We start from the raw sequence: 24,136 nt of genomic DNA on the forward strand, positions 1-24,136 counted from the left end.
CGCGCAACGTCGCCTTCTTAGCTGCGCTTATGGAAAGCCGCGTGCGCTTCCAGGCCGTCGACTTGCCGGCGGCCGATGAGTTTACCCTCCACATCATGGCGGCCGTGGCCCAGAAAGAGGCGTCGGCCATTTCTACCCGCACCCGTGATGCGCTCGCCGCGAAGAAGGCGCGTGGGGCGCAGCTAGGTACGCCAGCTAATTTGACTCAGGCGGCACGGGAGAAATCATGGGCGGCCATGACTCACAATGCGCAGACGAATCTAAATAATAGACAAGCAGCACAACTGGCGGGCTTGTTGCGAGCTACCGGTGCCACTTTTCGCGCAATTGCGGAGCAACTCAACCAGTCGGGTTATCGCACGCGGCACGGGAAAGCATTTCATCCTATGGGTATACAGCGTTTACTGCCCAAACCGACCCAATGAGTTGTTTTACGCGTAGTAAGGATTCCTTTACAATATGCAAAATGAAACATCTAAGCTTCATTACTCGCTGATTCACGACCTGATTRGTAGCAATTTCCCGGAAAGAGACTGGCGTAGCATCGAATAGCGCAATTACCTTTCAAAACACTAAGCCCCGCGCCGTTTCCGGCGCGGGGCTTAGTGTTTTGAACAAATACGCAAATATATTGAACTGTTATTTATCCGACGCGCCTGTCAGTAGAGAGGGCAATTCAAGTTGAAATATCAACTTGTCAATGTCTTCTGCCTTTGCAAATTGTTTATTCAAAACGCGCACTTGAATAATATGCTCAAGAAGCCTGATTGCAACTACCACTGTTAATTCATCATTGCCATCAATTCCAACGATTCGCAAGCTATCTAACTTCTTGGCATTCCCATGAACAATTACACTCCTAAAAGCATATATTTTTTTACAAAGAGCAGCTAGACCTTCAGGAGAGAAACCAGAGAATGGGTAGAATTTATGCAATAATGATACTCTCGTTGACAATTTGTAGTTTATTTCTCCATGAGCATCGCTACTTATCAATAAGCTCTCTAGAGCTATGGCGGCATCTATAATTGCGTCATCATCTGGGCTATTTAAACATGCTTTATTCAATCTTTGAATAGATAAGTCGAAGTTAGCTAAACCTTTACCAGCATCGCCTCTCAAACCAGAATATAATAATCTAATATCTTCGCATTTTTTCTCATCAACTAACGAATATGCTTTATACCAAGCGTTATTCTCAAAATGAGATGGATATTTTCTATCTGAAGCTACGAAAGTTTCTTCCAAATCTGCTTTAAAATTACTTTGCCAGCCTAAGGGCCGCGCAACTATCTGGCAATAACCTGTTTCAACCTTAGAAACACTTCTTAAACATGCAAATAGGTAATCGACCTCAACGAGGGTATTCTTATAAAATTCAATATCCGATAATGTATTATAAATACTATCACAATCGGCATTATCAAAAGATATGTTTTTAAACAAAAAAGCATGGGTTGCTGCGCCAGCTACATCAGGATGTGAAGTTCTATTACTACTCAACCTAATATTTCTCGAAATTTGCAGACTATTTGGCATATGAATGAGGGATATATTTTCATTGATATGAAAGTCAACAACCGTGAAGTCCACAAGTATTATTGGAATAAGTACGTCAACAATTAGCTTTTTTGAGGAGATAGAATTATAATAAAGGTTAAACATTTCCAAAAAGAAGGATTCATTAAACTCCTTTGAATGCTTATGAATGTAAGCATCTATTAAATCTCCAACAAAAGCATCGAACATAAAGTCTTCCCAGAAATCTCTACCACCTTCTTTTCTATCTATCGGGTAGAATTCTCCAATTTTAAAATATCTGCATAATTCCTCATTAGAGAGAATATAGCTTTTATAATCTTGCCAACTTTCTGGTTTTTCAGCCTTTTCACTATATCGCCAGTTACTGAAAACACTAGAATAGTCGGATTTTGCAGAATCACCAACGTAAAATGTAGGATATACATTTAACTCGGCATTTCTGAGAACTGGGAAATTCTTGTGAGAATCTATCGAAAAGAATGAATATTTATCCTGCTTCTGTTTATCTAAAAATTTAGTTAAGCTATCTAACCCATCTATAAAAGCCGCTTTCAGCTTTTCATATATTATCTCCTTGATCATCATCTATCTGTTTAGCTAATACCGCTGCTAGGGCCCCAGCAGCGACCTGAGTCTAAAACTCAGTCCTTAAGGTGGTCGGGTGCAAACGGACACTAAGCTAAGGTAGGTTGGAAAGGTAGTAGAGTTCGATTTCGAGTGGGGTAGAGTAGCATAAGACAGAATGCAAGCGTTGGGTGTTGTAGTAATAGTCGAGGTACTCGTCCAGTCTGAGTCAAACCTCTTGCAAATCAGCGACGCAGACCCCACGGGGGAGTAGTTCGGTTTTAAGCGTGCTCCAGTCACTCTCGGCTAAGGCTTTGTCGTAGGGATTGCTGGGCCAGCTCAGGCTGGCAATGGCCTGGGTGCGGTCCAGCAGAGTAGTAAAGGCCTCCTGGTGTACTCGCTGCCGCGGCCGGCGTGCACTAGCAGACCGGGCGGGGCTGTAGGCGGCAACCGCTCGGTTAAAGGCGGTTAGAATCAAGTCGGTGTGCAGCGATTAGCTTGCGTGCTAGCCCAATTTTGTTACCTATGCTGCCTGGTCTGGGCTCAGGCAGCATCAACGCTCGCCCTATGAATCAGTACCAAATCGTCTCCCAGGTACGTCACCTACGCTATGTGTGCTTTGTTAGGGACGAGTATACCCACGAGGCGCTGACTGCTCTTATGCAGTCTTTGCAACAATACTGGGGTGGCCGCTACACGCCCATTATTCCGGTGCCCGCTACTGGCATCTCTCCCGGCTACGTTGCCCTGCTCCAGCATTACGACCCCGACTACGTGCTGTGCGGCCCGGGCGTGGACGTAGAGGCAGTCAAGCAGCTGCGTTGCTTCAGTCCTGTCGGCTACTTCGACTTGAACGAGAAAGGTTATAGTAAGGAGTTGCGCGGCGTGTACGCCTTACACCTGCTAACACAGTTCACGCCAGGCTTACCTGTGCTGGTAGCATCAGGCCTAGACCAAGTGACAAGTCCGCTTCTACCGTTCTACAAGCTCAACTTTGGCCTGGTGTCGGCGGCTGCCTTTGACGAGGAGATTACCCGGTCTTACCGACAGGTAGCACTGACCGCCGAAAACTTTGCCTCTATCAACCAACTCCTGCACGAACAGCCCTCAATTCTGCATTCGGATTTGGTCCGGCAAAACCTTCACACCGTCGTGCTGCGGACCAGCGTTTATCAGCCATACAACGTGACGGAATTAATAGTGGCTAAAGACCGGAGTGCCACAGCCGACCTGCTTTATTACTGGAACCGTCAGCTCTACGAATGCCGAAGCTTGCTCTACTGCACAGTAGAGGAATTGAGGGAGCTGGGACGAGACCGCTACTTCGGTGCCGTGCTTCACAACATGAGCGCGTATGACCAACCGATTGAAGTGGTTTCATTTTCCCTGAATGAGGCAGAAGTTGATGTGCTACTCACTGACGTGCTCCGACCCATTGCCCGCCATCGAGCGTTTCGCTACCGAGCAATTGCTGAGTTTCCGCTTGCCATTATGGATGCAAGTGGCCACCTCCCCCACAAAAGTAGTGAATCGCCTACCACGCAGACGCTGATTTCGGACAGCGGCCTGATTCAGTTACCCATGCCTAGCTTCTCGAAAAACCTGCACTATTATCCGCAGCAGTGGGCCGTAGACCTAGAAATAAGCCAGCGTACAGATGACTACCGCAACCGGCTACTGTTTCCGTTGACTACCAACTGTGGCTCTATCGTCAAGGGCCGCAAGGGGCGGGTACGGCCGGGCCGAGATTTGTCTGTGCTGGTAGCAAGCCAGGGCAACGAGCCCGCCGCAGTCACGGTAGAACTGCCCTCGTTTCCGCAACTGCTACGCCAACTCATTGCCACGCCTGTGCTGCACGGGCAGGCAACGCGTACTCGGTTTGTTGACCAAAGACCGCACGACGACAGCAACCGACTAAGCGCTTTCCTCAGCATATTCAACCAAGACTTCGCCCTAGTTAGAGAGTTCTTCGACGATAAATTCTGGGTAGACGTCTTCGAGGAGCTATGCAGGAGCGAGGCACTAGCAGGCGATGCTATTGGGTTCGAGGAACTAGTGAGGAGATGTCAGGCTGCGCTATCGCAGGCGGGCATTAAACTGAGTAAAGCCACCGCCATAAATGGGGGAAACCTGCGTCAGAGCTTGAGGCGCACGGTGCAGGAGTTGTGCGGTTACGGGGTGCTACTGCCCGGCTTTAAGCTAAAATGTCCCCGCTGCTCGTCCATTTTCTGGCACCCGCTTAATGGTGCGGCCCAGACTGTGCCATGTAGCGGCTGTCTGCGCGACTTCTCCTTCCCGGTCGAGCAGCCCTTTGCTTATAAACTGAACAGCGTGATTAAAAACAGTATGTTCCAGTCTCGGTTCATGCGCGACGGCAACTTAACCGTTATCCGGACATTGGTAAGTCTGCATGAGCAAGCCCACCAGTCGTTCGGATACAGCCCGCAGCTCAACCTGTACGACAGCTATCGGTTAGGACTGAACAGCGCAGAGCTAGACATTATCGGACTGGTGGATGGACAGTTAATCATTGGTGAGGCTAAGCACAGCGGCTCGGCCTTTATGGCCAATGACCTAAAGCCCCTGCGCAGTTTGGTGGAGGCAGCCAAAATTATCTGCCCCGACCGGCTGATTCTGGCGTGCTACGAGGACTCAAACAGCGAACTTGCCCAAGCAAAGACTACCGTGCTTGACTTGTTTGGACACTGGGCATACCAGCCGGTCGTCACTACGCTGCTGCTGCCCGACCCAAGTTATTTCTACCTGCGCGGTCATCGATATTTTCTAGATTGAGTTGGTAGCTTACCTAGGCGGGGCTGCCACGTATAGCACTTGGCAGCAATGCGGGGCCAACCTGTAGCGTGCCACTAGCTGCTGTATCTGCTAATATTCCCTGTGCTATCTCGGATGACGTGTTTAATTTGTAATCAGCGCGAGGCCAACGCTACCGGCTCACACATCATCTCCCACTTGGTGCTGGAAGACATGGCCAACGGCGGGGCGGTGAAGGGCCGGGATAAGGAACAGCTATTTAGCGTCACTGGGGCCGGCTCCCAGGCCTTCTTCGGCCGGCAGGTGCTCCCCGAAACCATCGAGCAGACGATGGGCCGGGGCCTAGACGAAACGGATGCCGCGCAGAATTTCTACGTGGCCGACCACATCTTCTGCACGGTCTGCGAAACGCGGCTCGGCGTGCTCGAATCTGTCTACAAGCAGAAGGTGGTGCCCGCCCTGAGCCGGGCTCAGGCGCTGACCGAATCCCAATATCAGCTTGCTTACGTATTCTGGCTGTCTACCATCTACCGGTGCGCTGTTACCCAGTTTGATGACTACGCCTTACCAGCTGACCAGCAAGCCGTGCTAGGGAGTCTAGTCAACCAACYGCTGGCCGACACAGCTGCGCAGACCGAGCTAAATAGTCGGCAGATAGCGGAAGAAGCTCTGCGCCTAGGGTCACTAAACCTGCTGGTAGGGTACTTGCCTACTGCCGAGGACAACAGCAACAATGTAGTGCATCTGCCGCGGCAAGGCGAAATCTCGCGCTTATTGGCAATCAATCACTACATCTTATTGTTCAATTATACCTCAGCACAGGTGGACGGCCTAGAACAGACTGTGGGCGTGGGCTTCAGCATCAACCAGCCTGGCTTGTCACTGCGGTTTTTTACGCTGGCCGAGCGCTCCGAGGTGCTAGCGTACTTCCACGGCCTGTCGGCTGAGCGGTTCTGGGCGGCCCGCCAGCAAATCTTCGTGCAAGCGTACCAGCAGCGGCTGCACCGCCTGCCGATCGAGGCCGAGTGGCGAGCCTATCAACAGGCGGTGGTTTCGGGTGACGAACTACCCACGGTCAAGTATTCTGAACAGCGTATGCAACGTGTGCTAGAGGAGCACTTGCGGACCGCCCGGTAACCGCTGCTTGTACAACTCTAAAGATAGCAAAAGGGCCTATCCTTGCCCTTAAGATAGAAGTAATAGGGTAGCTCCAGCTATATTTTCGCCCACACCGAAGAAGTGCGTGTCTTCGCTATCCTATTGCCCACCGAAGTCATCTTAGAGCATTCCATTGAAGGCTTCGTCCGCACCCATCTGGACGAGCAATGCAGTATCCAGTCTTAAATCCGTGACCTCTACCTGGCCACTGCTACGCTCATTGGTGCCAAACCCAAGCAGTATTTTCAACTGCGCCATGACCTGTTGCTGAAGCGCAAGCCTAAGCAAAATTCTAAGGAAAATCACTGGTTATCGACACCAAATACAAATCGCTGCCGGTTACCACTGCCGGTAATGTCTCGCCCGATGGGGTGGCACAGGCTGACATCTACCAGTTGGTTAGTTATGCTCTGCGGCGCGGTGCCCCCCACACCTATCTGTTTTATCCCCATTCTCTACGCCACCCCGCCAGCAATGCCACCGCTATTCAGTTCAAGTATGAGATAAAAGACCGGTTAAGTGGCAAACTACCATCATGGTAGCAGCCCATCGCTTTTCCTTATTATGGGTGCTCATTGCTATCAGGAGCTTTCGTCAACTGGTCTGAATGTATTGCTACCCGCCCACGAGCAAGAACTGGTGGAGCGATTAACGCAGGTCCTGACCCTAAACTAACGCTACCATATTAAATTAATTGGTAAAATAGAGTGTTACTTTACGCAGATTAGCGCTAAAAACGACCTCTATTATGCTTGTTCGCTTCACTGTTCGCAACTACAAGAGCTTCCGCGAGCCTGCCGAGTGGAGCTTACTGGCTAGCCCCGATACCACCCGTGAGGCCGACAACGTAGTGGATGTACCTGAATTCGGCTTGCGCCTGCTGCGCAGTGCCGTAGTGTACGGGGCTAACGCCAGTGGTAAGAGCAAGCTAGTGCAGGCCATTATGTTCATGCGCGATTTCGTGCTTAACTCCTCCCGCGAAACCCAGAAAGGCGACGCTATTGCTGTCGAGCCCTTCCGGCTCAGCACCGTCACCGAGCACGAACCCTCCGAATTCGAAGTGGTCTTCCTACACGAGCAGGTATTATACCGCTACGGCTTTACCGCCTCTACCACTCAGGTAGTGGCCGAGTGGTTTTACTACCGCCCAAAAACCAAGGAGGTTGAGCTGTTCTACCGCGACGAGCAGGGCATCCGCCTGCACAAGTCGCGCTTTTCGGGCATTATTCAAAGCCTGGTCACTGGTAAAAATGTGCGCGAAAATGCCCTGCTGCTCTCCGTGGCCAGCCAGTTCAATAACCCTATCGCCGTACACGCCTTCGAATGGTTCGATGATAGACTCAATGGTCTTTCCGGCCTGAGCGCTGACAGCTACCAGGGCTACTCGATGAGCGAGGCTGAGAATCCGGCGCAGAAGCAGCGCATGCTCGACTTGCTGCGCCAGGCTGATTTGGCTATTCTGGACGTGGAAATAGAAACTGCCGAGTTTGAGCAGGTCAGCTCCGCTATGCCCACGCAGCTGCGCCGCCAGTTCCGTGAGCAACTCAAGCAGGGCCATAAGCCGGTTATCTACTCCGATGTATATACCGCTCGTCTCCAGTACGATGCAAATCAGGAAGCGGCCGGGTCGGTAGCTTTCTCGCTGACTGCTGACGAGTCGGCCGGTACCGAAAAGTTCTTTTACCTCACCGGCCCCCTGCTCGACGTGCTCGACAACGGGATGGTCTTCGTGGTCGATGAGTTGGACTCCCGCCTCCACCCCAATCTGGTCGCCCAGATTGTGGCCCTCTTCAACTCGCGTACGCTCAACCCGCACAACGCCCAGCTACTATTCAACACCCATAACAGCAACCTACTCGGTAAGAGCAGCTTCCGCCGCGACCAGGTCTGGTTCACTGAGAAAGACCGGTTCGGCGCCACCACCCTCTATTCACTGGGTGACTTTACGGGCGTTAAAAAAGACGGCCAGTACGAGGACAACTATCTCCGCGGTAAGTACGGAGCTATTCCCATTCTAGGTGATTTTGGCCACCCATTTACCGCTACTCAGTCTCAGCCTGAAGATGCCCGCTAAGCACCGACCTGCTCGCCCCCAGCCGGCCCCTGCTACGCTGGCCCGCCGCGGGGGTACCAGCCTGGAAAACCTCACCCGTCGCCGGCTTACCCGCACCCCGTTACCCACCATCCTCATTGTGTGTGACGGCCAGAACACCGAGCCTTCCTATTTCAACCAATTCCGGCTGGCCTCCGCCCGGGTTATTGCGGTTGGGGAGGGCAACAACACGACTAGTACGGTGCAGCAGGCCATCCTACTCAGCCGACAGCAACAGTACGACCAAGTGTGGTGCGTCTTTGACCGCGACAGCTTTCCTGCCAACAACTTCAACAATGCTATCGCCCGCGCCGAGGCTCACGGCCTGCAAGTTGCCTATTCCAACCAGGCATTTGAGTATTGGCTCTTGTTACACTTCGAAAACCACGACGGCAATCCCATGCCCCGCACCGACTACATGGCTCGCCTAAATGCCCACCTCGAACCGTTCGGTCTGCGCTACGACGGCACCGGCAGCAAGCTCATTAGTCCCGAGTTTTTCGCTTTGCTACAAACTGCTGAGCCAAATTCAGGTCGTACCCGTCGCAAAGTAGCCATTGGCCGCGCCCGCAAAATTGACCAGGAGTGGACTAAACAGGGCACTTCACCAGCTCAACGCGAGTCTACCACACTCGTCTACAAGCTAGTGCAAACTATTCAGCGCCACATGGCCATATAAAGGGCTGATTACTGAAGCTTAAATTCTACTGCTTGCACACCTACCGATACCTAGTATCATATTCACAGCATAATACGCCTCAGTCTTAATCTGCGCGCCTTATAGTTATGCCTACCTCCGCTGACCGTTCAACTGACACTCCTCTTACTGACCCTGGCCACGACGACTTTCAGCGGGCTCCTTTTGCTGAGCGTTTAGCTCAAATACTACTAACATCGACTCACTCTGCCAGTAGCGTAGTTGGTCTTTACGGTAAGTGGGGCGAGGGTAAAAGCACAGTGCTTCATTTCATTGAGCACTACCTGCTTAATGCCAACCCCGCACCTATCATTTTGCATCTTAACCCGTGGCGCTTTCCGGACGAAAGTCAGTTGTTGCTCGATTTTTTCAAGCAACTCACCAAGGCTTTGGGGCAGAGCCTACATGGCACTGGCGAAAAGATTGCCGAAGCTGTCACCAAATACGTAGCTCCTCTTATACCCAAGATGGGTTTCGCTGGCTTTACTTCCGACCCTGGTAGCACTTTGCAGGCCATCGGCAACATTGCCCAGCCCAGTATTGAAGAATTACACCGTCGCGTCGACCAAGCTATTACTGAGTCTGGAAAGCGCGTAGTGGTGTTCATTGACGATATAGACCGCCTCGAAAAGACGCAGATTCAATCCGTTTTTCGCCTCGTCAAGCTCACTGCCAACTTCCGGCACACTGCTTATCTACTAGCTTTTGATGATGTAATGGTAGCTCGCGCCATCGGCGAAATTTTCGCTGCTGGCGCCGACGCCACTAGTGCCGATGCCCTGACGGCCGGCCAGAACTTCCTAGAGAAAATTGTACAAGTGCCACTGCGCCTACCGCGCGCGCGCCAACAAGACCTGTGGCAGTACTGTCGCGCTCGCACCCAGGAAGCGCTACATGACGCTCAAACAGAGTTAGACAGCCAAGAAGCTCAGCGTACCGGTCAGGCGCTCAATACTCAACGCTTTGATAATGCATTGCGCCGGGGTATTTTGCCCCGACTCACCACGCCACGCCTCGCAATCCGCTACGCTAATGCCATTCGCTTCAGCCTACCGCTTTTGCGCGGCGAAGTCAATAACGTCGATCTGCTTTTGGTGGAGGCGCTCAATATCTTCTATCCCGAATTGCATCAGTTTGTAGCGGCCCGACAAGACTACTTTGCTGGCGATGGTGAACGCCCAATACTGATGTCATTTGGCGACGCTAACGAACCAGATACAAATACACAGCTTGAGGCTGTTTTACATGCCTTTAACTACACCGGCGAAACTGCTGCCGCCGCCAAGGCCTTACTTACGGCCTTGTTTCCACGGCTAACTACCACTACTAGCCCGTGGTCTTGGGCGGACAGTAATACGCCGACTACTGAAGCCGAGCTAAATCGTCGGCAGTCGGTGGCTGCTCCTGCTTATTTCAGTCGTTACTTCTCCTACTCAGTGGCTCGCGGCGATGTTTCCGACCAGGAATTCAATGCCTTTATTGTCAATAATAACGAAACGCAGGTCGATACCTTACGTGACTTCGTGCAGCGCCTTGGAGCTGATATTGCCCTTGAGCGCATTACCTATCGCCTGCCAGACTTGACGGCTGAGCAATGTCGTGCGCTATTTGTCGCCGTTACCCAAACGGCCGACCTGTACATATCCGACTATAATGCTGGTGCATTTGGTGACGCCGGAATGCCCCAGACCGTCAGATTGCTATTGACACTTCTCAACCATCTTCCGCAACCCGAACGGGTAGGGTTAGCCATTGAGCTTATGAGAGAGGGTGGAAATTATTCTATGGCTTACGAGTTCGACCAGCAACTTCAGGTACGACATGAACGCGAGGGCCGCCGAAGCGATTTCGACCAGCCTGCTGCCCCAGCCCCCATGTTCGCATCTGAGGTGTGGGATGAACTGTTGAGTGACAGTCGACAACTGCTGCTTTCGCGGGCTTTGAGAGAGGCCGATGGTGCGCCGCTGTATCACACTCATTCCGAACACGCTTTTAAGCTTTTGGCTGTTATCTGGCCGCAGCTAGAACTGCCGCCGGGGCCTGTCGACTACCTATTCCAGTTCCTCGACCAGAATCCCGAAGATGTCATTGCTTTTCTGGAAGCCAGTGGTTCGCGCATTAAATCCGGCGGTGCTCCTTCCTTCCAAGGAGGCCTGCATCCAGCACATTTTGACCGCCTACGCTCTCTATTCGGTCAGCATCTGTATGACTTGGTCCGGGCGCAGTTTGGAACTGAGGAGGTCACGGGCGTTTATTTTGAAGACTTTGAAGAACCTACTCCAAGCCAACGCTTGCAGCAGTTCATCTGGCTATATGAAAATCGGCCGCTCCCATCTGCTCAAGCTGAGTAGCTTCCCGAATAAGCCGTTGTAACAAGTTGATTATGTTCCAGCTTGCTCTCGTCCAGGAAAAACTGGCCACTCTTAGCCCTTCCAGCTTTCAAAACCTTGGGGATGCTTACCTAGCCCGTTTTCGAGGCTGGCGCATCCAGTCGTGGGGCACTATGATTGGGGCCGACAAAGACCGCACTGGTGTGCCCGATGCTTGGTGCCAGCGCCCTGACGGCCGTTTTATTTTCCTAGCCTACACTACCGCCAACAAAGACCTTCCGGCCAAGCTCCAAAAAGACCTTACGGACTGTATTACGCGCACCCAGCCGGCTATTACCCCGACCCAAGTCGAGAGCATTTGCCTGGTATTCAACCGTCGTTGCCCTGCCGAAACCGCTGCGCTACTCGACCAGCAAGCTCGTACAGCTGGTTACAAGCTTGAACTCATCGACCTCGACCAGCTGGTTCGGTACATCTTGGAGTACCCGTCGCTGGCTGCTGAATATATCGGCCTCGACCTTGGCAGCGGCCAGCTTATTCATGCTCCCGATTTTATTAGCATCCATCAGCGCCAAGTAGGCACTACTCAATTCACTGAAACCTTGTTTGGCCGCGAAGCTGAGCAAATTGATTTACGTAATAAACTCGAAGCTAACGACTTGCTGCTTATTACTGGCCCTGCGGGCGTCGGCAAAACGCAGCTCGTCTTGACCGTGGCCCAAGCGTATTGTGCCGAGCAGCTCGACCACCGCCAGCTCTATTTTGTATTTGATAAAAAGTCACCCGACTTTATTCGTGAGCTTCAGCTTGCCCTGCGTCCTGGCCAGCAGATTGTTGTAGTTGCCGATGATGCCAACCGCGTCAGCCCTTACTTCAACGCGCTACTTGCCGAGCAACTCGCTCATCCTGTGGGTACCCTCAAAATCATTGCTACCGTCCGCGACTACGCCCGCGACAGTGTGGCTAAAGCCGCCGAGAAAAACCCCAGTGATGTCTTCGAAGTGAAGCCCTTATCTGACGAGGCCATCCAGGAACTGCTAGCTGCTGAGCCCTATTGCATTCGTAATGGCGACTATGTACAACGTATTCAGCAGCTAAGTGCTGGCCGCCCCCGTCTGGCCATCATGTCGGCCAAAGCAGCTCGCGAAGCCGAACGCATACACCGGCTTCACAACATCTACGATATCTATGAGGGGTATTTTGGCCCTGTTCTGGACGAGTTGGCGGCTCGCCAAAATCCACTACTTGGGCAAGTGCTGGCCATCATTCATTTCTTGCGCGTCGTTCACCAGAACCACGATGAGCAGGCCCGCCAAGTTGAAGTGGCTTTCAACATTTCCCCCGAGCAATTTTGGCAGGCGGTACAGGAACTGCACGAAGCCGAGTTAGTTGACCTGCACGAAGGCCACATTGTCAAAAGTGCTGACCAGATTCTTGGGAGCTTTGTTTTCTACCGTTTTTTCCTCACGGAACATCCAAAACTGTCTTATTCTCAATTGTTGCGCTACTTCTTTCCGCAGCAGCAACGCCGGATAATCGACACCCTTAATGGTAGTATCAACGACTTCGGCATGGATACTGTCCGGCCTAGAATCCAGAGGCCAGTGGAAGAGTGGCTTGCCCAACCCGACCTGTCTGCCGAAGACCGTTGGAATTTCTACCATGTTTTTTGGCCCTTCCTCATTAATCAGATTTTGGCTGAGGCTGCTGACCAGCTGGCCACTCAGCCTTGGCCCAGGTTCGAGGTAGCTCATTACCCTGTCCCTGAGCGCAACGACCATTCTTATTTGCGGGAGAACCCACTTTATGTCGTCCTCAAAGACCTCTGCAACCACGCGCTGGAAGAGTTACCTACTGCACTTCGCCTGTTAATTGAATTCACGGCTAAGCACCCCGACCACTTTGCCAAAGCTTTGGAATCGCTACGTTCCATTGCTCATTTTGATGCTTATAAGTACCGTCATCAAGGGCTCTATATTCAGGAAATGCTGGTCAAGGTGCTGACTATTGGAGCCAGTTTTGCGCCATACGCCGCGTTTTATCAGTGGCTCATCGCTCACATCGTTCCGTCCTGCTTGGCTACCGTTTTTCACGGTGTTCGCCCCAGCCACAAGCCCAATGCTATCAACATTGCTAACGACGAGCTGCCTCAAAAAGGCWAAAGTCTTGAAGCATGGCGCGAGTCGCTTTGGCAATTGCTTTTCAACCTATACCCTACGCACCCCGCCCTCACGCTCAAGGGTATCGGCGACTACCTAAACCAGCGGCACGACGGCGATAGCGGCAAAAAATGGCGACAGTGGGATGCCGACCGTGTAATCCCTTTCTTCGATAGTAGCCTCGACCCCACCGACTTTGCCCATTGCTACTTGGTCAACCAGTATTGCAATTGGCTTGAATGGCGCGTTACTCACGCTGACCTCAAGTCACTTCGACGTAAATTCAACGCCCCCTTTTTCCGACTCTATAATCTGCTAGCGTACAACCAGCCTTATAAGAAATTCTCCGAGCCAAAGCACAAAATCATCTATGATGACATTAAACGCAGTGCTTACATCCGTAGTCGTACCAAACCGCTCCAATTTAAGAGCTTCTCTTCCTATGCTCGCCTAATTGACGATTTTCACCAGTTGTACAACCTGTTGCCGCAAGCTGCCGCTAGCCACCTTGACCAGCATCATCAGCTTGTGAATTCAATAGCAGAACTCTTCCACGAGCTAACCGAACGTGACCTGTCTCTAGCAAAGAGAGTTATAGCTTACCTATTCACAACGAATAACCCTGCTAAGCTCACGCTCTGGAAAACTATTCAATTGCTGGCTCAGCAAGATGCGGAAGCCAATTATGCTTTAATCAGCAAGGGTGATTATCAGGCTAAAGCAGTTTGGCAACTTTTATTCCTAAAATACCTGCCTGCTATCGAGGTTTCCACATATTGGCTTCAGGAGTTGATGCGCGTTTTCAAGTCTGGCATTACCGATTTCAATTTCTATAACCTTGAGCATTTTGAGTCAGTTTCGCCATCACTATACCCTGACTTACTGGCAATTGGTTTAGAGGTTGCCGACCAAGATTCGGCAGTGCATCTATGCTATGCAGTTGTTGATAGGTTTAGCCACTTCTTCACCGACCAACAACTTCCTCTTCTTAAGCGCTATTACCAGTGGTGGAATAATCGGGAAGTCTGCCATGACTGGGATTGCCAAGAATTAAGCATCCTGGTTAAGCGTGACCCTGATTTTTTGCTTGAACTCTACGGTAGTGAGAGCAAGCTGTATGCTGACCTTTCGCGTTCTGAGCGCCGACCTCTCACATTTCTCTGGCAGGGCACTGACTACGATGAGCAAATTACCAAAATCCTGATTTTCCTCTCTGAGCAGACTGGGTGGTTTTCTAGAAGTGAAGCAGTCCAAGCTCTATTTCCTAAAGAGACCAACCCCGAACAAAAGCAGCGAATGCTTTACTACATCGAGCGTACCATTAAGACTCGCCCCGATTCTCTCGAACTCGTTAAATTGCTTTTTAAGGCCGTTCGCGAGGGGATGCCCGAACAACTCATGCCCACGTTGGAATTAATTTTTCATACTTATCCTAATAACCCCAGCGAGCTATTTCAGCACCTCAGCTTATTCCCTTCGCATCGAGTTACTGGTAGCAGTTGGATTCCCGTCCACGAGGCCGACAAAAAGATATGGGAGCAAGTTATTCAAACCATTGACCAGCAGAAAACGCAGACTTTTAGTCTGCTCGATTACCGGCAGCAAGCCATTCGCCAAATTGGCTACCTCAACAAGAGCATAGCCGAAGAAGCTGCCCGCAACTTTGCAGACCCGTACTAAATTTTGCCGTTTTAAGAYATTCTCAAGGCATTTTATATTTGGCCAAACGCTGGCGCTCATTGGCACTTACCTGCATGTGGCGGCATAGTTTGTGAGGTTAAGTATTTGGCTACGGTGCTAGCTGAGATGGCGAGCGTTTTACTGATAGCGTAATTGGAAAGGCCGCTCGCTTTCAWTTCCTGTATCTGCTCGATGACCGTAGCGCTCTTAGTCGGCGGCCCTATCAGCACGCCTTCTGCCCTACGTCGGGCCATACCTGCCTTGGTGCGCTCGCTCAGCCGGATGCGCTCCTGCTTAGCCAGCGTAGCTAAAAGGGAAATAATGGCTTCCTGAAAGAGTCCGACTGAATCCAAGTATTGCTCCGTGAGCGATTTGTAGCCCACGCCCCAGCCTTGCAATTGATTGAGGTACTGCAAGGTAGGCAATGCCCCCTCTCGACTAAAGCGGTCCAGGCTCCAGAACAGCACCAAGTCGAAGCGTCGCAGGTGCGCATCGGCGAACAGCGCCTGGAATTCGGAGCGCTTCCCCGTACCGCCCGACTCGTGCTCCACGTACTCTTTGTAAACGGTGTAGCCGTGAGCTTGCGCAAAGCGTCGCAGTTCGGGCAACTGGTTTTCGGTACTCTGACCCTTATCCTTGGTCGAGACACGAGCGTAGAGGGCGACGGTTGTCATGCCCTGAAGGTACTCCAATAAGGGTCAGCGAGAAACGGTCGGAAAAAGCGCCTCTACGCGCTGGAAACGCCCTCGGTAAAACCGTCCAATAAAGGCCCCAGCTCGGAGTAGTAGCTCACAAGTAAGCTTTGAGACAATGTGCCACTATAGAGTAAAAGCATTCTTTCGGCGGAAAACAGACTATTATTTTTAGCTACATAAAACTAAATTAGTTGGCAATCACGTATACTTGCGACCTCCACTAGCTCTCTTGGTCGATGCGTGACGTTGAATTAATCCCGGTAGTGCCTACCGGGACCCCCTTTCTGCTGCCGCTTTTTAGTTGCACCGTACCTGCCGGCTTTCCCTCCCCGGCCTCGGACCACCTGGAAGATGAACTTTTCGACCTCAACCGGCTGCTGCTGCGCCACCCTGATGCAACTTATCTCGTGCGAGTATCCGGCGAGAGCATGGCCGGCGCGGAGATTCACACGGGGGACCTGTTGGCCGTCGATAAGCAGATGGAAGCCGACCACGGGCACATTGTCGTGGCCGTGGTGGAGGGCGAATGCACCGTCAAGCAGTTTGTCTACCAAAAGGGCAGTTGGTGGCTGATGCCAGCCAATCCGGCCTATAAGCCTTACCAGATTCGCGACACGGACGAGGTGAGCATTTGGGGCGTCGTCACGCACGTGCTGCACGAGTTGGTACCCGGTAAGCTGGCCGCGCTGCTACGCACCCGCGATTAAGCGCCCATGCTATGTTCGGACTAGTAGATGCCAACAATTTCTATGTGAGCTGCGAGCGCGTCTTTCAGCCGCGTTACGAGAAGCGGGCCGTTGTGGTCCTAAGTAATAACGACGGCAACGTCGTGAGCCGCAGCGCGGAGGTGAAGGCGCTTGGTATCCCAATGGGCGCGCCCTACTTCGAAGTCAAGGAGTTGTTGAAGGCGCATAACGCAGCCGTATTTTCCAGCAATTACGCCCTCTATGGCTCCATGAGTGCCCGGGTCATGTATTGCCTGGCGCAACGGGTACCTGCCCTGGAAATCTATTCTATTGACGAGGCCTTTCTGGACCTGCACGGGTTGGAGCAGCACCTTACGCCTTACCTGGGTCGCTTGGATGAGCTGGCCCAAACCCTGCGCGCCGATGTGAAGCGCCGAACGGGCATTCCTACCTGCGTCGGCGTAGCCCCGACCAAGACCTTGGCCAAACTCGCCAACCGCCTGGCCAAGAAGCTACCGGAGTTGGACGGCGTACTCTACCTCGACACCACTGAGCGCCAAGCATGGGCGCTTCGGCAAGTGGCGGTCGGGGACGTGTGGGGTATCGGCCGCCAATACGCTGCTAAACTCACTGCGGCGGGCATCGACTCAGCGAGCGACCTAGCGCGGGTAAGCGAGGCCTGGGCCCGTAAGCACCTAGGCGGGGTGGTAGGGGCACGACTGGTACAGGAATTACAAGGCCAGCCTTGCACAGGGTTGCACCCCTCGGAAGACGGCACGCTTGACCGGCAAAGTATCAGTTGCTCGCGCACGTTCGGCCGGCCATTAACTGAGTACTCCAACGTGCTGGCGGCCGTGGCCACCTTTCTCTCGCGGGCCGCGGAGAAGCTGCGGGCACAGGAAGACTTGGCCCATGTGCTGACGGTGTATATCAGCAAAAACCGCTTTGACCCGCACGTACTCCCGCCCTACTCCCGGTCAGCGACCCTTACCTTACCTAGTGGCCCAACAAACGATACAACGGTACTGCTGAGCTACGCCAGCTCTCTACTGCGCCGGTTATGGGAAACAGGCACGTCCTATCACAAAGCGGGTGTAGTACTAGACGGATTGGAAGCTCCTGGCAACGGGCAGCAACTTACGTTATTCAGCCCCTCCCCTACCCCGGCTCAACGAGAGAACAAAGGGGAAAAAGAGATAGCAACAACCAGCCGACCGGCCTTGATGGCCAGCCTGGACGCCCTGAATCAGCGGTTCGGACGCGGAACGGTACGCCTAGCCACTACGCTTTCTGCACCAACCAACTCAGGTTCAGCAGGAAGCCCTAGCCGGCCAGCCTGGGAAGGAAAGGCCCAATGGCGTTCTCCCGCTTTCACCACCCGATTGGAAGATTTACTGCTTGTGAACTGAACGCAAATAGCTGACGCAGCAGATAGGTGAGCAATCTTCGAGTAGCTAGAGGCGAGGCCCACGGCGCGGGCGTGGCTCCTGTTCGGGCGCTGTAGTGGGCTCCTGCCCTACTGCCTGGCTCTTCTCCTTAAGCTGTTCTTTTAGCTGGTCGTTCCAATCATTGGCCTTCGACTTCTCCAGCTCGACCCGGGCCACCATGGGGAAGGCGTTAATGAGCGACTGGTTGAAAGCGGCTAAGGTTTCGAGGCGCTTGGGCACATGGAATTGATAGCTGTGGTCCCCCACCTTCGAAGCCTTAATCAACTCAATATCGAGCGTGGGCCCTGGAACGGCCTCCGGTCCCGCTACCTTACGGTAGCTTTCCAGCACTTGCTGGTTGTAGGCCTTAGCCTCGCGGTGCAGCCGGCTTACCGGCTCGTCCTGCACCGAGTGGATGGCCACGGTTATCAGGCCGGGCAAGGTGCGGACGATACCCATCGGGGTAGCCGGGCGCGCCAGGCCCACAATCAACCGGGTATCAAATAGGTGCCCTTCTAAGTTGTTATCGAGCGCCAGCTTTACCGTTTTGAGGTTGTTGTTCTCGACCAGGCGCTTGAGCTCAGTCACTTTATTGTCGGTCACCTGGCCTGACGTGGAGGCGTAGAGCGCGTTTGTGGGCTGCTTAAGCTGGTAGTGCGAGAGCGCGTCGATGGCACTTTCCGCCACTACGAGCGTCGTGGTTTTGCTATTGGTGTTTGAGAGCCACAAGGCCGACGAATTGAGCGAGTCAGCTGCCTGGCCCTTGAACCCATTGGCCTTGATTTCCAGCCCAACGATGCTATCCTGATAGACCTGCGGGAAAGCCGTATTGACAAACTTGTACGGACGACCTTCCTTGGTTTGGCCGGTGTGCACGTGGTTCAGAATGCGGCCGGTAAACAAGGGGCTAGCCAGCGTTTCGGGACTCAGGCCCCGGTGCATGAGGTAGGCCGTATCCGTGAGCGGGGTAGTCTTGCGCAGAAAGTCAGGCACATAGGTATCGCCGCGCTGCAACGGCTCAATCCGCTGCTGCAACTGGTGGCTAGTACTGCGTTCCGCTGCCGGTAGATTTAGGAAGCGTTTGGCGTTTTCAATAACGCTGGCCCAGATGTTCTTGCCTGGAGTGGCTACCACCCCGTCGATGCGCGGGTTCTCGATGCGGTGCTTCAGAAAGTCGATGACGCTGCCTTTGTCGCGGTCGTCGGCCCGGTTAAAATAGAGGTAGTCGCCGGCCGGATTCTTGTAAATGATAACCTGGTCGAGCCCGGGCTTGCCCTTATAGTCGAACGTGTGAAATTTACCCTTTTCAATGTCCGAGCCACTCTTGGCGCGGTTGTGTTGGTAGCCAAGGGTAAGTACCAAATCAACCAGGTTGATATCCTTCTTTACCTGGTTGAAGTTGAGTTCTGGTTCGCGGGGCTGTTGCATGTGAAAGAGAGTTTATAAAAGAAAATCAGCCCCTGAGGTATCAGAGGCTGATTTTCTGGGCTGTCCAGGCCGGTTACACGCCCACGCCACGCCGGCGTGCTGGCTGCTGTACCTGGGATTGAGTTTGCTCCTGCGCAACACGTGGCTGCGAGTCGCGGAAAGTGAGTTTGCGGGCTAATGGGTCCAGCTGCACCGTGGCATCGACCAACTGCTGCTTACTGTTGGTCATGCCCTGGATGCGGGTCGGACGGCCTTCGAGTAGCTGCTTGGTCTGCTCGGCGCTGAGCTTCACGCCATGTACCTCGCGGGGCACGCTGATACCTTCGCGGGGCACGGCCACCACGCGCTTCATTTCCTTGTCAACCGCCAGGTAGGCGGCAAACGGTTGGCCCTGGCCATCTTTGAAGCCTTCAGCCAACGGCACGACACCGTTGGCCTGCAATTGCACCTGCATGGCCGGTGTGATATCYTTACCCATTATCTGCTTGGGAATCTCCAGCTCGTATTTGGGCAAATCGACACGCAGGCTAGCGACGCCCTGGGCATCGCGTTGCAGCACCAGTTTGGCCTCGAAAGGAACGGCTACTCCATCTGAGGTTGGCAGCACGAAAGGAATGAGGTCGGTCTTCTTTCCCTCTAGTAATCTTTGTAGCTGCCCCGATTTCTCTAGGTCAGCTACCTGTACCCCTACCCTAGCCAACTCCTCGACCGATACATCGGCCCGCGTGAATGGAGTTGCCAATGTGGCCTGTTGGGGGGCCTGCTGCACGGCAACCGACGGGGCTTGGTACACTGTTTCGGCTGCGCTGAAGCCCACGAGACCCTTCTCCGTCACCCGCCAGCCGTCGGCCGTACGTGCTAGCTGGGTGGGCGTCTCAACTGCTAAGAATGCTTTGCCTTGCTCTGGGCGGCCGTTTAGGTTGTAGGCATTGTCCATGCTATCCCGAAGCGAGTTGACCAGGCGCCCATCAGCACCGGGGGCTGGCAACAGGATGGCGCGGTTGCTGTCCTGAGGGTCTACCCGAATTTGAAACATCGAGTAGTGCGCGGCCTGGGTCTGGAGCACCTGCTTATTGAGATTACCGCTCGAATCAGGCGGGGCGGCTGCGTAGATAACTTCGCCTCGGCTCTGGGCCGGGGCGGGCGTCGGCACGGCCTGGCCAGCGGCGGGCGCCTGCTGCACCACTTGAGCAGGAGCTACGGGCGCTATCTGCTGCGCGGCACCCACCAAGGGCTTGAACACGTTGCCAGCGGTATCGGTCAGCGCCAGTTTGCCCTTGGTGACCACCTCCCAACCCTTTTCGGTCTGCTTCATCTGGCCAGGCTCAGCTAGCCCGACGTGGGCAATCTTGAGGCCCGATGTGGGCAACTGGTAGTCGAAGAACTTGCTCAGGCTGGAAATACCATCACCAATCAACCGCGGTTGGTTTACCTGCGGATTGATGCCAAACTCACCTTTGTCGCTCATGGCCACGTTGAGCTGCGGGCTAGCATTACTCGACAACTTGCGAGGCTCTACAACGCCGGTTTCGGTCGAAGGCGCAAAACTCGTGTAGGCCGGGTAAGCCTGGAATTTGGGGGCGGCTTCCTGCACAGATGCGATTGGCGCAGCCACTACCTGAGCGGCAGGCGTGGGCGTGGATATTACCTGAGCAGTCGGCACAGGCATAGCCACTACCTGGCTGGTAGGGGCCTCGATAGACTGAGCACCTGCCTCGACTGCGGGCGTGGCCTGGGCTACGGCTGGCTTCGGCTCCGTGGCGCTCTCCTGCTGGGTACGGCTGAAGTTGTCGGTAAAGTTGCTGACAAAGCTCACCACCACCCCATTGCGCACAGTGATGTTAAGCATGCCATCCTTGTCTAGCTTGTTACCTGCCCGGCGCATGTCTTTAGCCTCCGGCATGTTTTTTAGTGCCGGGTTTTGGTCGATGGTTTTGTACACGCTGGCCAGCAGGTCTTTTATCGACTCCTCTTTGGCAGGGCTCTGAGCCTGCTCGGGGGCCGGGGCACGTTCCATCGACTTCGTTTGCAGAATGGCGTTAGCCACCAGCTCTAGCTTCTTAGCCTCCTCAGGGTTGCCGGCTTTGCGCAGGGCAGCCGCCACCGGGAGCGCATTGCGAATAAACTCGTCGCGCTCATCGACTGGCGTCTTGGCCTTGGCGGCCGGCCGAGTGACGGGCTTCACCTGAGCGGGAGCCTGGATGGGTTTAATCGACTCCTGACCTAGCTCGGTGTCAGGATGGGCCTGCTGGTTAGCGCGTGCAACTGGGTAGGGCGCTTTCTGCTCATTCCCGGTTTTTGGTTCGATGTTTTCAGCCATAGTGCTATCAGTAAGTTGGTTGCGTTCTCACCCCAGATTTCCAGGGGCTACCAGAAACAAATATACCAAGCTCAAGCCTGAATTCTCATTTTTCAATAATCAAACACCTTATTTCTTCTTATAGAATCATTTGGCATATTATACCGTTAAGCGCGATAGTAGTTTATCTGCTTCACTACTAAGCATTTGCTTGAATTCTGCAAGCTCTGACTCTACCAGATGCGCATCAATAGCTCTTGTGGTATCACTCAATGCCATCTTCGAAACCGTTGTATTGTCAGGGAGTATAATCCAACTGATATTATAGCCCCGATGGTGATAAAAATAGAGAATGGTTAGGCAGACCTCAATACTACCCGAAAAGGTTTGCTCCAGGCGGGCCACCACGTTGCGTGTGAGGCCGGTTTCCTCCGCCAAGCGCACTTGTGACCAAGCATCTTCCCCTGGGCAAGCCAGCTCGTCACGTAGCTGAGCAAGTCTCTTACCTATCTTATCTCTATTTATCATGCTATCATGCCTTCTTGGCGGGTTTACTTTTTACTAGGTGCGTCAGGAGAGGGTCACGTTTAATCCGGCTCAGTTCACTCACAACCATAGTGGCAATATCAGCCTTGATAGTGTTATAGTTAGCACGGATTATTTGTTCAGTTTCGTCCTCCTCTGTAGTCGGATTCGCAAAACTAGTTATGTCGGGGATAGGTTGGTAAGCCTCCTCTTCACGTTTTATCTTGGCTACGTCCACTAAAATCTTAGCGTGAAATACCTTTTGGTCTATTTCCTCTCCGAAATTATCCGCTACTGCCCCCACGAAAGTGCCCTGCGTRAGGCCCGAAATCTTACTGGCCGGAATCATGCTGTCGAGTTGCGTTGAGATGCTGCTACTCGTGTCTTTACTATTGATACTCAGTGACTGGCGTTTTTGCAAGATACGTCCAAACCGTTTGGATAATGCCTCAGCGCTCTCGCCAGTTACCTGGCCGGAAACTACGTTACCGAGCGTGTTTTGGATTACCGTCGATTCGGCTTTGCCGTAGTCGCGGTCAAGTTGTGATTTATCCTGAATCCCGAGGCACGTGCTCACCTTATTGCTGCGGGCTGTAGCAATGAGCTTATCCAGCCCTTTGAAGTAGATGGTGGGCAACTCGTCAATGATGATGGATGACTTGAGCTTGTGCTTCTTATTGACCAGCTTGACGAGGCGGGCGTTGTACAGCCCTAGGGCGGCGCCGTAAATCACCTCCCGGTCGGGATTATTACCMACGCACAGGACCTTCGGCTCATCGGGATTATTGATGTCGAGCGTAAAGTCATTGCCCGACATCACCCAATAGAGCTGCGGGCTGGCCATGCGGCTCAGCGGAATGCGGGCTGACGCAATCTGGCCTTCCAACTGCTCGCGGGCATCACCGTCGAAGGCATCTATGAAGGGCCGCACATAGTTTTCAATCTCGGAGTAAGAGCCTAGGATGGGGAACATCTCCTCGTACTTGCGGCCCAAAAACTCAATCATGTGCGGGAAGGTGCAGTACTTACCCCCCTCGTATATTTTTAGAAACCAGATGATGGCCGCCACGAAGTTGATGGGCGACTCGACGAAGAAATCACCCTGCTTCTGAATCCACGTCTTGTTGAGATTCAACATGATGGTAGCGGCCGATTCGTAGGCATCGACAATGTCCGTCATCATGGTGGGCAGCAGCGGGTTGCACCGGTGGCTCTTGGTCGGGTTGTCAAAATTGATGACGTAGAACTGCACCGGGGCGGCGTACTTGTTCTCATTCTTCAGCAGCTCGTTGTACACGATGGTACTGAGGTCGGGGAACTTGAAGTCGTACACGTACATCGAAAAGCCCTTGTTGAGGTGCTGCTTGATGAATTGGTTGATGACCGCAAACGTCTTACCTGAGCCAGGTGTGCCGTAGACCACGGTGCCCCGAAACGGGTTGACGATGTTCACCCAGCCCTTGCGCTGCTTCTTCTGGAGCTGGTAGCTGGTGGGCAGATTCACCGAGTACTCGTTTTCCATCTTGCGCTCTTCCTGCGGGAACGTCTCATTTTCCAGGTTGAAAATGTCGCTCATCAGGTTCACCTTCAGCATCCGGCTCAGCAGATTGCCGGCGCGTAGCAGTAGCAGAAACCCTAGGGCCGTAGTGCCTGCGTACAGCACCACCACCACGGCCGGCGCGTAGGAAAGCGTGAGCAGGAACCCGTTACCGAAAAACACGCCGGCACCGAGTACCAAGTATGCCAGGATGGGTGGCCACGTCTGCGACTCGCTGAGCTTACCCCGCGTACCGAAGCAGGACAGCGCCAGAAAGGTTGCTGCTGCCCCCTTGGTCACGTAGGGCGCATAGAACAGGGCCGTTTTCGTACTGAACCGGGTTAGAATGCTACCCAGCCAAGCGGCCGTAAGGTGCTGCTGGGCGAAATACCCGTAGCAGTAGTAGTAAAGGTGCAGCAGCACCAAAACGACGCTAATCAGGCGCATAAAGTCCATGATTTTGCGCATTGCGCGTTCATCTTCCATAAAGGTTGGTCTGGGGGTATGATGGGTATGTGATTGATGGCCTCGATTCTGCCTTGCTG

The 24,136-nt window shown here is 53.2% G+C and carries 16 protein-coding genes; 10 read left to right on the forward strand and 6 right to left on the reverse strand.

Features of this window, described 5'->3' with window-relative positions; all coding sequences use genetic code 11:
• On the forward strand, nucleotides 1-425 hold a 425-nt coding region (locus EAH73_RS20425), incomplete at its 5' end, for a recombinase family protein (protein WP_205013029.1).
• 214 nt (nucleotides 426-639) lie between these two features.
• On the opposite strand, the gene EAH73_RS20430 is transcribed toward EAH73_RS20425, so the two are convergent.
• The gene (locus EAH73_RS20430; RefSeq protein ID WP_140469294.1) at nucleotides 640-2,127 is read right to left on the reverse strand and encodes a HEPN domain-containing protein; all 1,488 of its coding nucleotides are present in this window, start codon (nucleotides 2,125-2,127) and stop codon (nucleotides 640-642) included.
• A 546-nt stretch (nucleotides 2,128-2,673) separates the two neighbouring features.
• On the opposite strand from EAH73_RS20430, the gene EAH73_RS20435 reads away from it, so the two are divergent.
• The 7 genes from EAH73_RS20435 (at nucleotide 2,674) to EAH73_RS20465 (ending at nucleotide 14,994) form a co-directional block, all read left to right on the forward strand.
• A complete protein-coding gene (locus tag EAH73_RS20435) occupies nucleotides 2,674-4,899 on the forward strand; it encodes a hypothetical protein (protein ID WP_140469295.1) in 2,226 nt (741 codons plus the stop codon).
• A 177-nt stretch (nucleotides 4,900-5,076) separates the two neighbouring features.
• Nucleotides 5,077-6,015 carry a hypothetical protein gene (locus EAH73_RS20440; protein WP_140469296.1) on the forward strand — a complete coding sequence of 313 codons (939 nt, stop codon included), beginning with the start codon at nucleotides 5,077-5,079 and terminating at the stop codon, nucleotides 6,013-6,015.
• Between the two features lie 332 nt (nucleotides 6,016-6,347).
• Nucleotides 6,348-6,578: a 5-methylcytosine restriction system specificity protein McrC gene (locus EAH73_RS24040; RefSeq protein ID WP_410503826.1), complete on the forward strand. Its 231-nt coding sequence runs from the start codon at nucleotides 6,348-6,350 to the stop codon at nucleotides 6,576-6,578.
• 206 nt (nucleotides 6,579-6,784) lie between these two features.
• Complete coding sequence (locus EAH73_RS20450) at nucleotides 6,785-8,110, forward strand: AAA family ATPase (RefSeq protein ID WP_140469297.1); 1,326 nt, start codon at nucleotides 6,785-6,787, stop codon at nucleotides 8,108-8,110.
• Nucleotides 8,100-8,807, forward strand: coding sequence for an RloB family protein (locus EAH73_RS20455; RefSeq protein WP_140469298.1), 708 nt, complete (start codon nucleotides 8,100-8,102; stop codon nucleotides 8,805-8,807). The genes EAH73_RS20450 and EAH73_RS20455 overlap by 11 nt, the downstream gene beginning before the upstream one ends.
• 107 nt (nucleotides 8,808-8,914) lie before the next feature.
• Entirely contained in the window at nucleotides 8,915-11,176 is a 2,262-nt protein-coding gene (locus tag EAH73_RS20460) for a P-loop NTPase fold protein (RefSeq protein WP_140469299.1), read from the forward strand.
• A gap of 32 nt (nucleotides 11,177-11,208) precedes the next feature.
• A complete protein-coding gene (locus tag EAH73_RS20465) occupies nucleotides 11,209-14,994 on the forward strand; it encodes an ATP-binding protein (protein WP_140469300.1) in 3,786 nt (1,261 codons plus the stop codon).
• 56 nt (nucleotides 14,995-15,050) lie between these two features.
• Here EAH73_RS20465 and EAH73_RS20470 read toward each other — a convergent pair whose 3' ends face one another.
• On the reverse strand, nucleotides 15,051-15,668 hold the full coding sequence (locus EAH73_RS20470) for a recombinase family protein (RefSeq protein WP_140469301.1): 618 nt from the start codon (nucleotides 15,666-15,668) through the stop codon (nucleotides 15,051-15,053).
• A 284-nt stretch (nucleotides 15,669-15,952) separates the two neighbouring features.
• On the opposite strand from EAH73_RS20470, the gene EAH73_RS20475 reads away from it, so the two are divergent.
• Both EAH73_RS20475 and EAH73_RS20480 read left to right on the forward strand, forming a co-directional pair.
• Nucleotides 15,953-16,396 (forward strand): LexA family protein, encoded by a 444-nt coding sequence (locus tag EAH73_RS20475; protein ID WP_240047354.1) that lies wholly within the window; start codon nucleotides 15,953-15,955, stop codon nucleotides 16,394-16,396.
• A gap of 11 nt (nucleotides 16,397-16,407) precedes the next feature.
• Nucleotides 16,408-17,784: a Y-family DNA polymerase gene (locus EAH73_RS20480; protein ID WP_140469303.1), complete on the forward strand. Its 1,377-nt coding sequence runs from the start codon at nucleotides 16,408-16,410 to the stop codon at nucleotides 17,782-17,784.
• A gap of 45 nt (nucleotides 17,785-17,829) precedes the next feature.
• Here the strand turns inward: EAH73_RS20480 and EAH73_RS20485 are convergent, their stop codons facing one another.
• From EAH73_RS20485 to mobC, 4 genes are all read right to left on the reverse strand, one after another.
• Complete coding sequence (locus EAH73_RS20485) at nucleotides 17,830-19,230, reverse strand: toprim domain-containing protein (RefSeq protein WP_140469304.1); 1,401 nt, start codon at nucleotides 19,228-19,230, stop codon at nucleotides 17,830-17,832.
• Between the two features lie 73 nt (nucleotides 19,231-19,303).
• Nucleotides 19,304-21,550 (reverse strand): DUF4099 domain-containing protein, encoded by a 2,247-nt coding sequence (locus EAH73_RS20490; protein WP_140469305.1) that lies wholly within the window; start codon nucleotides 21,548-21,550, stop codon nucleotides 19,304-19,306.
• A 138-nt stretch (nucleotides 21,551-21,688) separates the two neighbouring features.
• The gene (locus EAH73_RS20495) at nucleotides 21,689-22,057 is read right to left on the reverse strand and encodes a hypothetical protein (RefSeq protein WP_140469306.1); all 369 of its coding nucleotides are present in this window, start codon (nucleotides 22,055-22,057) and stop codon (nucleotides 21,689-21,691) included.
• Nucleotides 22,058-22,061: 4 nt separating this feature from the next.
• The gene (gene mobC, locus EAH73_RS20500) at nucleotides 22,062-24,077 is read right to left on the reverse strand and encodes a conjugal transfer protein MobC (protein WP_140469307.1); all 2,016 of its coding nucleotides are present in this window, start codon (nucleotides 24,075-24,077) and stop codon (nucleotides 22,062-22,064) included.
• Nucleotides 24,078-24,136: the final 59 nt, after the last annotated feature.

This window comes from Hymenobacter nivis (genome assembly GCF_006439025.1).
Classification (GTDB): Bacteria; Bacteroidota; Bacteroidia; order Cytophagales; family Hymenobacteraceae; genus Hymenobacter; species Hymenobacter nivis_A.

Excerpts from the sequence above, each read along its gene's own strand:
- EAH73_RS20430 (WP_140469294.1), bottom strand. The coding sequence starts at position 2,127 with ATGATGATCAAGGAGATAATATATGAAAAGCTGAAAGCGGCTTTTATA.
- EAH73_RS20435 (WP_140469295.1), top strand. The coding sequence starts at position 2,674 with ATGAATCAGTACCAAATCGTCTCCCAGGTACGTCACCTACGCTATGTG.
- EAH73_RS20450 (WP_140469297.1), top strand. The coding sequence starts at position 6,785 with ATGCTTGTTCGCTTCACTGTTCGCAACTACAAGAGCTTCCGCGAGCCT.
- EAH73_RS20455 (WP_140469298.1), top strand. The coding sequence starts at position 8,100 with ATGCCCGCTAAGCACCGACCTGCTCGCCCCCAGCCGGCCCCTGCTACG.
- EAH73_RS20460 (WP_140469299.1), top strand. The coding sequence starts at position 8,915 with ATGCCTACCTCCGCTGACCGTTCAACTGACACTCCTCTTACTGACCCT.
- EAH73_RS20480 (WP_140469303.1), top strand. The coding sequence starts at position 16,408 with ATGTTCGGACTAGTAGATGCCAACAATTTCTATGTGAGCTGCGAGCGC.
- EAH73_RS20485 (WP_140469304.1), bottom strand. The coding sequence starts at position 19,230 with ATGCAACAGCCCCGCGAACCAGAACTCAACTTCAACCAGGTAAAGAAG.
- EAH73_RS20495 (WP_140469306.1), bottom strand. The coding sequence starts at position 22,057 with ATGATAAATAGAGATAAGATAGGTAAGAGACTTGCTCAGCTACGTGAC.